This window comes from Micromonospora sp. C41 (assembly GCF_018070485.1).
GTDB classification, from domain to species: domain Bacteria; phylum Actinomycetota; class Actinomycetes; order Mycobacteriales; family Micromonosporaceae; genus Micromonospora; species Micromonospora chalcea.
In genome coordinates this window covers 73615-88371 of sequence record NZ_JAGPXP010000027.1, presented here as the reverse complement: position 1 = coordinate 88371, position 14757 = coordinate 73615, and the positions used below count along the sequence as shown (strand labels likewise).

The window sequence follows — 14757 nt, the reverse complement described above, 5'->3', positions numbered from 1 at the left end:
GACCTGCCCGGCGCGCCCGTGTCCGGCGGCCCGGCGAACGCGCCGCGCCGCGCCGCGCCGGGTGGCCGGAGGGCCGCTCCCGACGGGCCGGCCGAACCCGGCGCCGCGGCCGAGGCGGCGCGGCCCGGACGTCGCGCGGCGCCTCACGACACCGGCGACCCGCGTCCGCAGCGGCCGGGCGAATGGTTGCGGCAGGCCGGTCGCGCGCCACACACCGACCCCGCCATGCCGGTGACCCGCCGCCCGGCCGACGAGCCGACCGGCCGTACCGGCGCCGCCGTCCCACCGGTCCGTCCCGAACCGGCCGATCCGGGTACGCCGTCGCGGCGGCCCGGTCCGACCGGGCCGGGCGGGCCGGCGCGTGGCGCGGCGGCAGGCCCTCCGGCTGCACCGGTCCGGCCCGATCAGTCCGGCCCGATCGCGCCCCCGGCAGGTCCTCCGATGCCCGCCCCGGCCGCGAACCCCGCCCGTCCCGGCCCGGCCCGGGGCGCCGCCCGCCCCGGCGTACCACCCGGTGGCGGCCCGCAGAGCGACGTCGAGCGCACGGGTGGTGTGCCGATCGGTGGTGGCCGTCCCGGTGGTGGCCCGCCGCGTCCGGCCGGTCCGCCCGGCGGCGACGGTGGCCGTATCGGTCCCGGCCCGCACCCACCCCCGCAGGGACCCGGCGGTCCCGGCCCGCATCCGCCCCGACAGGGGCCCGGCGGGTCCGGCCCGGTCCGGCCCGGTGAGGCACCTCCGCCCGGTGGCGGACCCCGTCCACCGGTGGCGCCCGGCGCCCGGGGCGCGGCCGCCGGACCGGCGCCTGCCGCCCGCGCGGCGGCGGGTGTGGCGCGACCGGTCGGGCCGGACGAGCGGACCACCGGCCGGGCGGCCGGCCCCGGACCGGAGCCGGATCGCAGCGGACCGGGCAACCCGGCCGGCGTGGCGCCGCCTCCGGGCGCTCCGGCGGTGGCGCGGGCGGCTGCTGTCGTACCCCCGGGGGAGGCTGCCGGGCCACGGCCCGGCGCGGACGGCATGCCCGCGCCGCGACCCGCCGGTCCCGGCGTGGACGAGACCGACGCGGAGGCCGGTGGCCTGCGCGGCGCCCGGTCCGAGCTGCGGCGGCAGATGCGCGAGCGGCGCCGCCTGCGGATGGGTGTCCTCGCGCTGGTGAGCCTCCTGCTGCTGGGCGCGGTACCGCTCTACTTCGGCATGCGGACGCTCAGCCGCGATCCGGTCTTCGACACCCTCGACGCGCTCGACGTGCCCGCCTGGGCCGAGAAGAAGACAGTCGACAACGTCAGCGGCAGCCGCTGGTGCCTGCAGGACTGCCGGCTGCGGGAACGCGCGGTCGAGTCGGAGCAGGGATGGGAGCAGACGGTCGCCGTCTACGAGCAGGCGCTGGCAAAGGACGGCTGGCGGCGGTGGAGCGTCGAACGCTGCCCGGAGGAGAAGGTCGAGGGCAGCTACACCTGCTGGCGTCGCGACGAACTCACGCTTGACCTGTGGGTACGCGACCCGGCCTGCACGCCGCCGCCGATCGACGGTGCGCCCGCGCCCTCCGCGCCGGCCGCGCCCGCAGCGGCGACGTGCACCGGCTCGTTGGTGTCGGTGAAGGTGCGCAACGCGATCGACGACGAGCGCACCGGGCCGACGCCGACCACCGATCCGTCACTCACCGGTGAGGATCCGTTCCCGACGCTGACCGACGACCCGCTGGGCGAGGCGACTCCCTCACCGTCGTGAGCCGACTTTCATCACGGACGGTAGGGTCTGGGGCTGGCACGCCCGTCCGCGCCCGGTGACCGGGTCGGCGTGGCGCGAAGTGGGTAGGTACGGTCGCGCGTTCCGGAGCGTCGGGTTCCGGGACACTGCTTGAGGAGGACGTGCGCGTGAACGGTAGCGAGGTCGCTTGGCTGGTCCTGGCCGGCGCGTTCCTGATGCTGGTGCTCGTGCTGGCGGTGCCGATCCTGCGGCTGCGGCACACCGTGGACGCGACGACCCGCATGATCAACGAGCTCAACGACCGCACCGCGCCGCTGCTCGGGGACGTGAACACCACGGTGAAGAACGTCAACGTGGCGCTGGAGCAGGTGCAGACCTCGCTGGACGGGGTGAACCTGCAGCTCGCCAAGGTGGACACCATGACCAGCCACGCGCAGAACGTCACCGCGAACGTGGCGAACCTGGCCACCGTGGTCTCGGCCGCCGCCGCGAACCCGCTGGTGAAGGTGGCCGCGTTCGGGTACGGCGTGCGCCGCGCCGCCTCCGCGCGCCGGCACGCCGAGACCGAGCGCGAGGTGCGCGACACCATCAAGCAGCAGCGTCGCGCCGCCAAGCGCGGCAACCGCTGACCCCGACCGGCGTACGCGGGAAGGATGAGAACATGAGGCGGTTGTTCTGGCTGGGCATCGGGCTGGCCGTGGGCGTCCTGGTGGTGCGCAAGGCCACCCGGACCGCGCAGGCGTACACCCCGGCCGGCATCGCCAGCGGGCTGTCCGAGTCCGCCGGCGGTCTGGTCGAGTCGCTGCGGGCGTTCGTGGACGACGTCCGGGTCGGCATGGCCGAGCGTGAGCAGGAGATCCACGAGGCCTTCGCCCGCGGCGAGGTGTACGACGACCAGTTCGCCGAGCTGCGGGAGGACCCGCGCATCGGCGACCGAGAGATTTTCCCGGAGGACCACCAGCGATGAAGACGGCGGAGATCAAGCGGCGGTTCCTCGCCCACTTCGAGGCGAACGGGCACACCGTGGTTCCGTCCGCTCCGCTGCCCGCCATCAGCGACCCGAACCTGCTGTTCATCAACGCGGGCATGGTGCAGTTCGTGCCCTACTTCCTGGGCCAGCAGACCCCGCCGTACGCGCGGGCGACGAGCGTGCAGAAGTGCATCCGGACGCCTGATATCGACGAGGTCGGCAAGACCAGCCGGCACGGCACGTTCTTCCAGATGAACGGCAACTTCTCCTTCGGTGACTACTTCAAGTCCGGGGCGATCCCGCTCGCCTGGGACCTGGCGACGAAGTCGGTCGAGGCGGGCGGTTTCGGGCTGGACCCGGAGCGGATCTGGGCCACCGTCTACCTGGACGACGACGAGGCGTACGACATCTGGCGCGCCACCGGCGTGCCGGCCGAGCGGATCGTGCGCCGCGGCAAGGCCGACAACTTCTGGTCGATGGGCATCCCCGGCCCGTGCGGCCCGTGCTCCGAGCTGTACTACGACCGCGGCCCGGCCTACGGCCGCGAGGGTGGTCCGGAGGTCGACGAGGACCGTTACCTGGAGTTCTGGAACCTCGTCTTCATGCAGTTCGAGCGCGGTCCGGGCACCGGCAAGGAGGACTTCCCGATCCTCGGTGACCTGCCGGCGAAGAACATCGACACCGGCATGGGCCTGGAGCGGATGGCCTCGCTGCTGCAGGGCGTGGACAACCTCTACGAGATCGACGAGGTCCGCCCGATCCTCGACAAGGCCGCCGAGCTGACCGGCAAGCGCTACGGCGTGCACTCCGGTCACGCGGCGAACGAGTCGCACCCGGACGACGTACGGCTGCGGGTCATCGCCGACCACGTGCGCACCTCGCTGATGCTCATCGGCGACGGCGTGACCCCGTCGAACGAGGGCCGGGGCTACGTGCTGCGCCGGATCATGCGGCGGGCGATCCGGGCGGTGCGGCTGCTGGGCTACCAGGACCGGGCGCTGCCGGAGCTGCTGCCGGTGGCGCGCGACTGCATGGCGCCGTCGTACCCGGAGCTGGCCGAGGACTTCGGCCGGATCTCCCAGTACGCGTACGCCGAGGAGGACGCGTTCCTGGCCACGCTGCGCGCCGGCACCACGATCCTGGACACCGCGATCGCGGAGACCAAGTCGGCCGGCAAGGCGGCGCTCTCCGGTGACAAGGCGTTCCAGCTGCACGACACGTACGGCTTCCCGATCGACCTGACCCTGGAGATCGCGGCCGAGCAGGGGCTGCAGGTCGACGCGGAGGGCTTCCGCCGGCTGATGGCCGACCAGCGCAGCCGGGCCAAGGCCGACGCGCAGGCGCGCAAGACCGGGCACACCGACGTGTCGGCGTACCGGTCGGTGCTCGACGGCGGCGGGCCGGTGGAGTTCACCGGCTACACCGAGCTGAGCCGCGAGTCGCGGGTGCGCGCGCTGCTGTCCGGCGGCGCCGCGATCTCCGCCGCGGTCGAGGGCGACACGATCGAGCTGGTGCTCGACACCACCCCGTTCTACGCCGAGGGCGGCGGGCAGCAGCCCGACCAGGGGCTCATCACCGTCGGCGGCGGCCAGGTCGAGGTCTTCGACGTGCAGCAGCCGGTGCCCGGCCTGATCGTGCACCGGGCCAAGGTGGTGCGCGGCGAGGTGCGCTCCGGGGAGACCGGGTACGCCGAGATCGACGTGTCCCGCCGCCGGGCGATCTCCCGCTCGCACACCGCGACGCACCTGGTGCACCAGACGATGCGCAACTTCCTCGGCGAGTCGGCCACCCAGGCGGGTTCGCTGAACGCGCCGGGCCGGCTGCGGTTCGACTTCAACACCCCGACGGGTGTGGCGCCGAGCGTGCTGCACGACGTGGAGCAGCAGGTCAACGAGGTGCTGCTGGCCGACCTGGAGGTGCACGCGTTCGTCACCAGCCAGGAGGAGGCGCGCCGGATCGGGGCGATGGCCCTGTTCGGCGAGAAGTACGGCGAGCGGGTCCGGGTCGTCGAGGTCGGCGACTACGCCCGGGAGCTGTGCGGCGGTACGCACGTGGCCCGCTCCGCCCAGCTCGGCCTGGTGAAGATCCTCTCCGAGGCGTCGGTGGGTTCCGGGGTACGCCGGATCGAGGCGCTCGTCGGCATGGACGCGTTCGGCTTCCTGGCCCGCGAGCACCTGCTGGTGTCCCGGCTGGCCGAGCTGTTCCGGGTGCCGGGGGAGCAGGTCGCCGACCGGGTGGAGCAGACCGTCACCCAGCTTCGCGACGCGGAGAAGGAACTGGAGAAGCTGCGCGCCCAGCTCGTGCTCGGCGGGGCCGGCGCCCTGGCCGCGCAGGCCAAGGACGTGCGCGGCGTCGCGTACGTCGGCACCGAGGCGCCGGAGGGCGCGGCTGCGAACGACGTGCGGACCCTCGCCCAGGAGATCCGGGGCCGGATCGACCCGGCCCGCCCGGCGGTGGTCGCGGTGGCGGCCCGGGCCAACGGCAAGGCGTCCCTGGTGGTGGCCGTCAACCAGGCCGCCCGGGGGCGGAGCCTGAGCGCGAAGGACCTCGTGAAGGCGGCGTTCTCCGGCCGGGGCGGCGGCAGCGACGACCTGGCCCAGGGCGGCGGCCTGCCCGCGGCGGAGGCGCCGAACCTGCTGGTCACCGTCGAGCAGGCGGTCGCCGGTACGGCATGAGTGAACGCACCGAGCGGAGCGAGGGCCGTGAGCGCATGCCCGGCTGGCACGGCATGAGCGAATGCACCGAGCGGAGCGAGGGCCGTGAGCGCATGCCTGGCGATACGGCATGAGCGCACCGATCGACGCCAGGGCGGACCACCCGGTCCGCCCTGGCCCGTACCGGCGGGGAGGTGTCCGATAGTGGCCGAGCTGTCCCGTGGCGTCCGGCTGGGCGTCGACGTCGGCCAGGTCCGGGTGGGTGTGGCCCGCTGTGATCCGCACGGCATCCTCGCCACACCCCTGGTGACGCTGGCCCGCGACCTGACCGCCGAACCGGACGCGGTGCCCGCGGACATGGCCGAGCTGGTCCGGCTCGCCGCCGAGCACGAGGCGGTGGGGATCGTGGTCGGCCTGCCGGTCAACCTCGCCGGAAAGCACGGCCCCGCGGCGGTGAACGTATCAGCCTATGCCAGCCGATTGGCTGATGTAATAAGGCCGATTCCGGTGACGCTGACGGACGAGAGGATGTCTACCGTCGTCGCGAGTCGTAGGCTGGCCGAACGGGGCGTCCGGGGAAAGCGCCAACGGGCGGTGGTCGACCAGGCCGCCGCGGTGGAGATTCTGCAGAGCTGGCTGGACGCACAGCGGAGGCGGACGCAATGATCGACGACCTTGATCTGGGCTTCGACGAGCAGGACAGGGGGGAGAAGGGCCGGCACCGGCGCGGCGCGGTACGCCGGCGGCAGGGCAAGTCCGGCGGCGGCCGGGGCAAGACCCTGCTCGCCCTCGCGCTCGCGCTGATCCTGCTGGGCGGCATCGGCGGCGGCGCGTTCTACGGCTTCGACCGGGTCCAGAACTACTTCGTCACCCCCGACTACGACGGCTCCGGCACCGGCGAGGTGACAGTCGAGATCAAGCAGGGCGCGCTGCTCGCCGACATGGCCGACGCGCTGGTCGCCGCCGACGTGGTGAAGAGCACCAAGGCGTTCATCGAGGCCGCCGAGGAGAACTCGCGCAGCAAGAACATCCAGCCCGGCACGTACAAGCTGCGCAAGCAGATGAGCGGCGACGCGGCGGTCGCGGCCATGCTGGACCTGAAGAACCGGATCGTGAACGGGATCACCATTCCCGAGGGGCTCACCGCGAAGACGGTCTACAAGCGGCTCTCCGAGAAGACCGACATCCCGGTCAAGGACTTCGAGGCGGCGGCGAAGGATCCGGAGGCGCTCGGCGTACCGGACTGGTGGTTCAAGCGCTCCGACGGCAAGAAGGTCAAGCCGTCGATCGAGGGCTTCCTGTTCCCCGACACCTACGAGATCCCGCCGAAGGCCACCGCCGAGACGGTGCTCAAGCTGATGGTGAACAACTTCCTCACCGTCACCTCGAACATGCAGTACGCCGAGAAGGTGCAGCAGGACCGCGGTGGCATCACCCCGTACGAGGCGCTGATCGTCGCCTCGCTCGCGCAGGCCGAGGCCGGCAACAAGGTCGACCTGGGCAAGGTCGCTCAGGTCGCCTACAACCGGGTCTACAAGGGCAACTTCGACTGCGGCTGTCTGGAGATGGACGTCACCGTCAACTACTACCTGGAGTTGACCGGGCGGCCGACCAAGGCGTCGAAGGACATGACCGCCGCCGAGCTGGACGACCCGAAGAACCCGTACAACCGCAAGCTGCGCGGCCTGATCCCCACCCCGATCAACAACCCGGGCAAGGACGCCCTGCAGGGCGCGCTCAGCCCGCCGCCGGGCAAGTGGCTCTTCTTCGTGGCGATCAGCAAGGACGGGCGCTCCGCGTTCGCCGAGACCTACGCCGAGCACCAACGCAACGAGCAGAAGGCGCGCGAGGCCGGGATCATCTGATGGCCGATCCCCGCCGCGCCGCGGTGGTCGGCAAGCCGATCGCCCACTCGCTCTCCCCGGTGATCCACACCGCCGGGTACGCGGCGGCCGGGCTGAGCGGCTGGTCGTACACCCAGATCGAAGCCGGCGCCGACGACCTGCCCGGCCTGGTCGCGGGCCTCGGCCCGGAATGGGCCGGGCTGTCGGTGACCATGCCGGGCAAGGAGGCGGCGCTCGCGCTGGCCGACGAGGTCTCACCGGCCGCCGCCGCCGTCGGCGCCGCCAACACGCTGGTACGACGCGCCGACGGCACCTGGTACGCGGACAACACCGACGTCACCGGCATGGTCGAGGTGCTCACCGGCGCGGGCTGCGTCGCCGGGGCGGTCGTCACCGTGCTCGGCGCCGGTGGCACCGCCCGGGCGGCCATCGCGGCGGCAGCCCGGATCGGGGCGGCCGAGGTGACTGTGGTGGCCCGCCGCCCGGAGGCGGTCGACGAGCTGCGCCCGGTCGCGGCGGCGGCCGGCGTGCCGCTGGCCGGGGCCGAGTGGGACGGCGCGCCCGCGCACGCCCGCGCCGACCTGGTGATCTCCACGGTGCCGAAGGGCGTGGCCGACCCGCTCGCCGACAACTTCGACTGGCGACCGGAGTCGGTCTTCTTCGACGTCGTCTACGATCCGTGGCCCACGCCGCTCGCGGCGGCGGCGCTGACAGCCGGGTGCCGGGTGGTCTCCGGGCTGGACCTGCTGCTTGCCCAGGCGTACGGCCAGTTCGAGCACTTCACCGGCGTCACCGCCCCACGCGCCGCGATGCGCGCTGCCCTGCCGGTGTAAGGAAGGGCCCCTTATTAACTCCTCCGGTAGAGGAAGGGCCCTTGTTAACGCCTCGCCCCACGAGGCGGCAGATCGGCGCGGAGGCGGCCTGTCCGGTGGGCGGGATGCGGCGGGCGGCGTACGCCGGTGACCACCGGGCGTGACACACTGACCGTCGTGTTGCGCTGGCTGACTGCAGGTGAATCGCACGGACCCGCCCTCGTCGCGATGCTGGAGGGCGTACCCGCCGGCATCGAGGTGACCACCGGGGAGATCTCCGGCGAGCTGGCCCGGCGCCGGCTCGGCTACGGCCGGGGTGCCCGGATGTCGTTCGAGCAGGACGAGGTCGAGATCATCGGCGGGCTCCGGCACGGCGTGACGCTCGGCAGCCCGGTCGCGATCCGGGTCGGCAACTCCGAGTGGCCCAAGTGGCGCACCGTGATGGCCGCCGACCCGGTCGACCCGGAGGAGCTGGCGAGCCAGGCCCGCAACGCGCCGCTGACCCGTCCCCGCCCGGGTCACGCCGACCTGGCCGGCATGCAGAAGTACGGGCACACCGACGCCCGGCCGATCCTGGAGCGCGCCAGCGCCCGGGAGACCGCCGCCCGGGTCGCGGTGGGCACCGTTGCCAAGGCGCTGGTGCGTCAGGCGCTCGGCGTCGAGATCGTCTCCCACGTGGTCGAGCTGGGCCCGGTGGCGGTCAAGCCGGGCCTGCGGCCCACCCCGGAGGACGCCGCCCGCATCGACGCCGACCCGCTGCGCTGCCTCGACGCCGAGGCCAGCGCCCGGATGGTCGCCGAGGTCGACGCCGCGAAGAAGGCCGCCGACACGCTCGGTGGCGTGGTCGAGGTGCTCGCGTACGGGGTGCCGCCGGGCCTGGGCAGCCACGTGCAGTGGGACCGCAAGCTCGACGCGCGCCTCGCCACCGCGCTCATGTCGATCCAGGCGATCAAGGGCGTGGAGATCGGCGACGGCTGGCAGCAGGCCCGCTCGCGCGGCTCGGAGGCGCACGACGAGATCGTGCCCACCGCCACCGGCGTGCGGCGGATCACCGACCGGGCCGGTGGCCTGGAGGGTGGCATCACCACCGGTGAGCCGCTGCGGGTGAAGGCGGCCATGAAGCCCATCTCGTCGCTGAACCGGGCCCTGGCCACGATCGACGTGACCACGGGCGAGCCGGCCACCGCGATCAACCAGCGCTCCGACGTGTGCGCGGTGCCGGCGGCTGCGGTGGTGGCCGAGGCGATGGTCGCGCTGGTGCTGGCCGAGGCGGCGGTGGAGAAGTTCGGCGGCGACTCGGTCGCCGAGATGCGCCGCAACCTGACCGGTTACCTCGACAGCTTGGTGATCCGGTGAGCGCGAGGAACGCAGCGCAGCGGAGTCCCGCAGTCGCGAACGAGAGGTGGCAACGATGAGCACCCGGCCGATCTGCGTGCTGGTCGGTGCGCCCGGTGCCGGCAAGACCACTGTCGGCACGGCGCTGGCCGAGGCGCTCGGCGTCGACTTCCGGGACACCGACGCCGACATCGAGAACCTCGCCGGCAAGCCCATTCCGGAGATCTTCGTGGACGAGGGGGAGGAGCACTTCCGTACCCTCGAACGGGCCGCCGTGGCGGCGGCGCTCGCGTCGCACGCGGGCGTGCTCGCGATCGGCGGCGGCGCGGTCCTGGCCGAGGAGAACCGGGCTGCGCTGATCGGTCACACGGTGGTTCACCTGTCGGTGGAGCTGCCCGACGCGGTCAAGCGGGTCGGTCTGGGCGCCGGGCGTCCGTTGCTCGCGCTGAACCCGCGCGCCACGCTCAAGCACCTGATGGACCAGCGCCGCCCGCTCTACGCCGAGGTGGCAACCGCGACCGTGGTGACGGACGGGCGTACGCCGGAGGAGTTGGCCGCGGAGATCGCCGCGCTGCTCAAGCCCTGACACCCGCACTGCCGCGCCCGGCTCCCGCCCTCGGTGGAACGCGGTGGGTGTCTCCGGGGTGTCGTGGCACCCATGACGTTCCACCCGGCGTGGATGACGTTGGTGGGTGGAACGCCGTGGGTGTCTCCCGAGCGTTATGGCACCCGTGGCGTTCCAGTCGGCGTCGATGGCGTCGGTGGGTGGAACGCCATGGGTGCGTGGGAAACGTGTCGGGACGGGCCGGTCAGGCATTTGCCGCAACGGCCCCGGCCGCCCTGCGGCGAGGGCTCCGCTCCGGTCGCCAGGTGGCGAGCAGCGCCAGCGCCAGCGCGATCTCGGCCAGGTCACCCAGGTAGTACATGAGCGTGGCCCCGGCCCGCAGCTCGGCGGCGGTCGCCGGCACGTCCACGAACAGCCCGGCGTAGAGCAGCTGGGCGATGGTGGCGTGCGCGGCCACCCCGAACCCGATCACCACCAGCCGCACCGGTACGCGCGGGCGGTGCGGGCCCGGGTCGGGACCGGCGATCGACCAGGCGAACAGGCAGCCGCTGAGCAGGAAGTGCACGTTCACCAGCGTGTGCAGGGCCGGGCTGTCCAGCGTGGCCCGGTACAGCGGGGTGAGGTAGAGCAGCCACAGCCCGCCCGCGGTGAGCAGCAGGCCGGTCACCGGGTGGCCGAGCACCCGTGCTGTCGGATGCCGCAGCAGATGGACCAGGGCCCGGCCGGTACGCCGGTCCAGCGTGCGCAGCAGCAGCGTGACCGGGGCGCCGAGCACCAGCGCCAGCGGCGCGAGCATGCCGATCAGCAGGTGCTGCCACATGTGCCCGACGAAGTCGCCGGCCGGCCACGCCAGCCCGCCTGCCAGCAGCAGCGCGCCCAGCCCGAAGCTCGCCGTCCGGGCGTGCGGCCAGCCGGGCCCGCCCGGGTCCCGCAGCCGCAGCGCGGCGGCCAGGTACGCCCAGAACAGCGCCGCCGGGATCAGCGCGATCGCCGGGAAGCCGCCGTCGGCGTGCCCGGCGTGAGCCAGGCTCACCGGCGCTCCGGCGCGCAGAGGTCCACCGCGCGGGCCCGGCGCTGGATCGTCCAGCCGACTGCGATCAGCACCACGCCGAGCGCGAGGAACCCGAGGTCCCACCAGAGCTGGTTCGGGCCGCCGCGGACGTGGTGGATGCCGAGCAGGTGGTGGTCGACGACGCCCTCGACCAGGTTGAACAGGCCCCAGCCGATCAGCGCCCAGCCCCACAGCATCGGCGAGCGCCACAGCCGGCCCCGCGAGTGTGTGACCCGGGAGTAGAGCAGGGCCAGGCCGGTCAGCACCGCCACCCAGGTGACCACGTGGAACAGGCCGTCCCAGAGCGTGTTCATCTGCAAGCCGGGCACGGTGTCCACCGGGTACTCGCGCACGCCGATCCGGTCGCTGCCGGTGCTGCTGAGCATGTGGTGCCACTGCAGGACCTGGTGCAGGACGATGCCGTCGACGAAGCCGCCGAGCCCGACGCCGAGGATCGTGGCGGGCAGCCGGATGCTCGTCGCGGACTCCGGTCGGGTCGCGTGTGCCGTCGTCTCACTCATTCCGGCCGCCCTACCCGCGATGTGGCCGGACAAACACCCAGCCAGTGGACAACGGCCGCGCGGGGGCGGCGCGCTGGACTAGGCTGCCCGCGATGGACGAGGTGACCCGGATCCCGGTCGGCGGCGAGCGGCCGTACGACGTGCTGGTGGGACGTGACCTGCTGGACCCGCCGCCGGTGCTGCTGGCGGGCGCCGAGCGGGTGGCCTTCCTGCACGCGCCGCCGCTCAAGGCGCTCGCCGACCGGCTCGCCGACGCGGTCCGCGAGGGCGGCGTGACGCCGCTGCTGATCGAGGTGCCGGACGCCGAGGCGGGCAAGCACGTCGACGTGGCGGCGGCCTGCTGGGAGCGGCTCGGCGACGCCGGGTTCACCCGTACCGACGCGGTGGTCGGGGTGGGCGGCGGCGCGGTCACCGACCTGGCCGGTTTCGTCGCCGCGACCTGGCTGCGCGGCGTGCGCTGGGTGCCGGTCGCCACGTCGCTGCTCGGCATGGTCGACGCCGCGGTGGGCGGCAAGACCGGCATCAACACCGCCGCCGGCAAGAACCTGGTCGGCGCGTTCCACCCGCCGGCCGGCGTGCTGGCCGACCTGGCGACGCTGGACAGCCTGCCCCCGGCCGACCTGGCCGCCGGCATGGCCGAGGTGGTCAAGTGCGGGTTCATCGCCGACCCGGTGATCCTCGACCTGGTCGAGCGGGACCCGGCCGCCGCGCTCGACCCGGCCGGGCCGGTGCTGCGGGAACTGGTCGAGCGCGCGGTCCGCGTGAAGGCCGACGTGGTCGCCGGGGACCTGCGCGAATCCGGGGTACGCGAGGTGCTCAACTACGGGCACACCCTCGCCCACGCGATCGAGAAGGTGGAGGGGTACCGCTGGCGGCACGGTCACGCGGTGTCGGTCGGCCTGGTCTACGCGGCCACTCTCGCGCGGCTCGCCGGCCGGCTCGACGCGGCCGACGCCGAGCGGCACCGCCGGGTGCTGACCGCGCTCGACCTGCCCACCGGCTACCGGGCCGACGCCTGGCCGGAACTGCTGGCCGCGATGCGGGTGGACAAGAAGGCCCGGGGCAGCCGGCTGCGGTTCGTGGTGCTCGACGGGATCGCCCGCCCGGCGATCCTGGAGGCGCCGCCGGACGACCTGCTCGCCGCCGCGTACGCGGAGATCAGCTCATGAGGGTGTACGTGCTCAACGGGCCGAACCTGGGCCGGCTCGGCACCCGCCAGGTCGACGTGTACGGGGTGACCAGCTACGCCCAGCTGGTGGCCGACTGCGAGCGGCACGGCCGGGAGCTGGGGCTGGACGTGGTGGTCCGGCAGACCGACGCCGAGCACGAGATGCTGGCCTGGCTGCACGCGGCGGCCGACGAGGAGGCGGCGGTGGTGCTCAACCCGGCGGCCTGGACGCACTACTCGGTAGCGGTGCGGGACGCCTGCGCCATGCTGCGCGGCCCGCTGGTCGAGGTGCACATCTCCAACATCCACGCCCGGGAGGAGTTCCGGCGCCACTCGGTGGTCTCGGCGGTGGCGACCGGGGTGATCTGCGGGCTGGGCGTGGACGGCTACCGGCTGGCGCTGCAGCATCTGGCTCAGCGTGCGAGTCCGATTCGACAGGGCGAGTAGACTTGGACGGTCTGTCCGCCAATTGATGATCAAGGCAGGAAATGGCCACCACCAACGACCTGAAGAACGGCCTGGTACTCAACCTGGACGGCGAGCTGTGGGCCGTCGTCGAGTTCCAGCACGTCAAGCCCGGTAAGGGTGGTGCCTTCGTGCGCACCACGCTGAAGAACGTGCTGTCCGGCAAGGTGGTCGACAAGACCTTCAACGCGGGCACCAAGGTCGAGACCGCGACCGTGGACAAGCGCACCATGCAGTACCTGTACGCCGACGGCGAGGACTACGTCTTCATGGATCTGGAGACGTTCGACCAGATCACCGTCCCCGGCGGCACCGTCGGCGAGGCCGCCAACTACCTCCTCCCCGAGGCCGAGGCGACCGTCGCCACCCACGAGAGCGTGCCGCTGTACATCGAGCTGCCGACCTCGGTCGTGCTCGAGGTCACCTACACCGAGCCGGGCCTGCAGGGCGACCGGTCGACCGGCGGCAACAAGCCGGCCACCGTCGAGACCGGCGCCACAGTGCAGGTGCCGCTGTTCATCACCACCGGTGAGAAGATCAAGGTCGACACCCGCGACGGCCGTTACCTCGGCCGAGCCTGATGGCCGAGGGTCCCAAGCAGCAGATGCCCGCGCGTCGCAAGGCGCGCAAGCGGGCGCTGGACGTGCTCTTCGAGGCCGACCTGCGGGACCGCCCGCCGGTCGAGGTGCTCGCCGGCTACCTGGAGCGGATCGAGCAGCCGCGCCCCGACCACCTCGGCTACGCGGTCGGGCTGGTCGAGGGCGTGGCGGCGCACCTCGACCGGATCGACGAGACGATCGCCAGCTACGCCGAGGGGTGGACGCTGGACCGGATGCCGGTGGTCGACCGCAACCTGGCCCGGATCGCCGTGTACGAGCTGCTCTACGTCGACGAGATCGACGACGCGGTGGCGATCAGCGAGGCGGTGGAGCTGGCCCGGCAGATGTCGACGGACGACTCGCCCCGGTTCCTCAACGGCATCCTCGGCCGGATCGCCGAGTACGCCTCCCGCTGAGCCCCACGCTCCGACGACGAAAGGGCCCGTGCCGTCCGGCACGGGCCCTTCTCGTACGTGATGTCAGGACGCGAAGAACGCCCGCGGGTCGGCGACCAGCACGCCGTGCTCGGTCAGCCGCTCGATCAGCCCCGACGGTGAGGCGTCGTAGACGATCGCGAGGGCGCGCAGGTCGTCGGCGCGGATGGAGAGCACCCGGCCGTTGTAGTCGCCGCGCTGCTGCTGGATGGCGCGCGCGTAGCGGGCGACGTAGGCCAGGTCCTCGGAGGCCTCGTCGTAGAGCCGCTCCAGGTCCAGCACGATCTTGCTGGTGGGCTCGTGACGCACCCCGCTGCCGTCGGGCAGCAGCTCCGAGACGGGAACGCGGTAGAAGTCGGCCAGTTCCGCCAGGCGGGACACGGTGACGGCGCGGTCGCCGCGCTCGTACGAGCCGACCACCACGGCCTTCCACCGCCCGTTCGACTTCTCCTCCACCCCCTGCAGGGACAGGCCCTGCTGCTGGCGGATGGAGCGCAGGCGGGCGCCCAGCGACTTGGCGTATTCAGAGGGCATTCGGACACTCCCAGTGCTGCTCGGGGTTCTCCCAGCTATCGCTACGGAGCGTGACGGTACGGGGATTGCGACACGCGGTCAAGTGTTGCTGTCCACGACGT

16 protein-coding genes are annotated in these 14757 nt (G+C 73.1%); 13 read left to right on the top strand and 3 right to left on the bottom strand.

All coding sequences use genetic code 11. The features are described from left to right. Positions 1–1107: 1107 nt before the first annotated feature. From KBX43_RS32150 to KBX43_RS24640, 9 genes are all read left to right on the top strand, one after another. Positions 1108–1725, top strand: coding sequence for a hypothetical protein (locus KBX43_RS32150; protein ID WP_043330338.1), 618 nt, complete (start codon positions 1108–1110; stop codon positions 1723–1725). A gap of 146 nt (positions 1726–1871) precedes the next feature. Next, positions 1872–2333, top strand: a complete 462-nt coding sequence (locus KBX43_RS24675) for a DUF948 domain-containing protein (protein ID WP_043324962.1) — start codon at positions 1872–1874, stop codon at positions 2331–2333. A 32-nt stretch (positions 2334–2365) separates the two neighbouring features. Next, positions 2366–2671, top strand: a complete 306-nt coding sequence (locus KBX43_RS24670; RefSeq protein WP_013285491.1) for a hypothetical protein — start codon at positions 2366–2368, stop codon at positions 2669–2671. Then, positions 2668–5349 (top strand): alanine--tRNA ligase, encoded by a 2682-nt coding sequence (gene alaS, locus KBX43_RS24665; protein WP_064448515.1) that lies wholly within the window; start codon positions 2668–2670, stop codon positions 5347–5349. The genes KBX43_RS24670 and alaS overlap by 4 nt, the downstream gene beginning before the upstream one ends. A 183-nt stretch (positions 5350–5532) precedes the next feature. Next, positions 5533–5994 carry a Holliday junction resolvase RuvX gene (gene ruvX, locus KBX43_RS24660; RefSeq protein ID WP_210887334.1) on the top strand — a complete coding sequence of 154 codons (462 nt, stop codon included), beginning with the start codon at positions 5533–5535 and terminating at the stop codon, positions 5992–5994. Next, positions 5991–7193, top strand: a complete 1203-nt coding sequence (mltG, locus tag KBX43_RS24655) for an endolytic transglycosylase MltG (RefSeq protein WP_043324960.1) — start codon at positions 5991–5993, stop codon at positions 7191–7193. The genes ruvX and mltG overlap by 4 nt, the downstream gene beginning before the upstream one ends. Further along, positions 7193–8005 (top strand): shikimate dehydrogenase, encoded by an 813-nt coding sequence (locus tag KBX43_RS24650; protein WP_064448514.1) that lies wholly within the window; start codon positions 7193–7195, stop codon positions 8003–8005. Before mltG ends, KBX43_RS24650 begins: the two co-directional genes overlap by 1 nt. A 156-nt stretch (positions 8006–8161) precedes the next feature. Then, positions 8162–9340, top strand: a complete 1179-nt coding sequence (gene aroC, locus KBX43_RS24645; protein ID WP_135239417.1) for a chorismate synthase — start codon at positions 8162–8164, stop codon at positions 9338–9340. Positions 9341–9395: 55 nt separating this feature from the next. After that, entirely contained in the window at positions 9396–9905 is a 510-nt protein-coding gene (locus KBX43_RS24640) for a shikimate kinase (protein ID WP_043324958.1), read from the top strand. A 223-nt stretch (positions 9906–10128) separates the two neighbouring features. Here KBX43_RS24640 and KBX43_RS24635 read toward each other — a convergent pair whose 3' ends face one another. Next, positions 10129–10917: a cytochrome c oxidase assembly protein gene (locus KBX43_RS24635; protein WP_064448512.1), complete on the bottom strand. Its 789-nt coding sequence runs from the start codon at positions 10915–10917 to the stop codon at positions 10129–10131. After that, positions 10914–11456: a DUF2243 domain-containing protein gene (locus KBX43_RS24630; protein WP_043324956.1), complete on the bottom strand. Its 543-nt coding sequence runs from the start codon at positions 11454–11456 to the stop codon at positions 10914–10916. Before KBX43_RS24630 ends, KBX43_RS24635 begins: the two co-directional genes overlap by 4 nt. Before the next feature lie 92 nt (positions 11457–11548). Between KBX43_RS24630 and aroB the strand changes: the two genes are divergently transcribed. The 4 genes from aroB to nusB are packed head-to-tail and all read left to right on the top strand — an operon-like array spanning position 11549 to position 14104. Further along, positions 11549–12625, top strand: a complete 1077-nt coding sequence (gene aroB, locus KBX43_RS24625) for a 3-dehydroquinate synthase (RefSeq protein ID WP_043324955.1) — start codon at positions 11549–11551, stop codon at positions 12623–12625. After that, complete coding sequence (aroQ, locus tag KBX43_RS24620; RefSeq protein ID WP_043324954.1) at positions 12622–13071, top strand: type II 3-dehydroquinate dehydratase; 450 nt, start codon at positions 12622–12624, stop codon at positions 13069–13071. Before aroB ends, aroQ begins: the two co-directional genes overlap by 4 nt. A 41-nt stretch (positions 13072–13112) precedes the next feature. Then, positions 13113–13670, top strand: coding sequence for an elongation factor P (gene efp, locus KBX43_RS24615; RefSeq protein WP_013285503.1), 558 nt, complete (start codon positions 13113–13115; stop codon positions 13668–13670). A gap of 23 nt (positions 13671–13693) precedes the next feature. Then, positions 13694–14104 carry a transcription antitermination factor NusB gene (nusB, locus tag KBX43_RS24610; RefSeq protein ID WP_174534511.1) on the top strand — a complete coding sequence of 137 codons (411 nt, stop codon included), beginning with the start codon at positions 13694–13696 and terminating at the stop codon, positions 14102–14104. Positions 14105–14167: 63 nt separating this feature from the next. On the opposite strand, the gene KBX43_RS24605 is transcribed toward nusB, so the two are convergent. Next, positions 14168–14656, bottom strand: a complete 489-nt coding sequence (locus KBX43_RS24605; RefSeq protein ID WP_013285505.1) for a transcriptional regulator — start codon at positions 14654–14656, stop codon at positions 14168–14170. Positions 14657–14757: the final 101 nt, after the last annotated feature.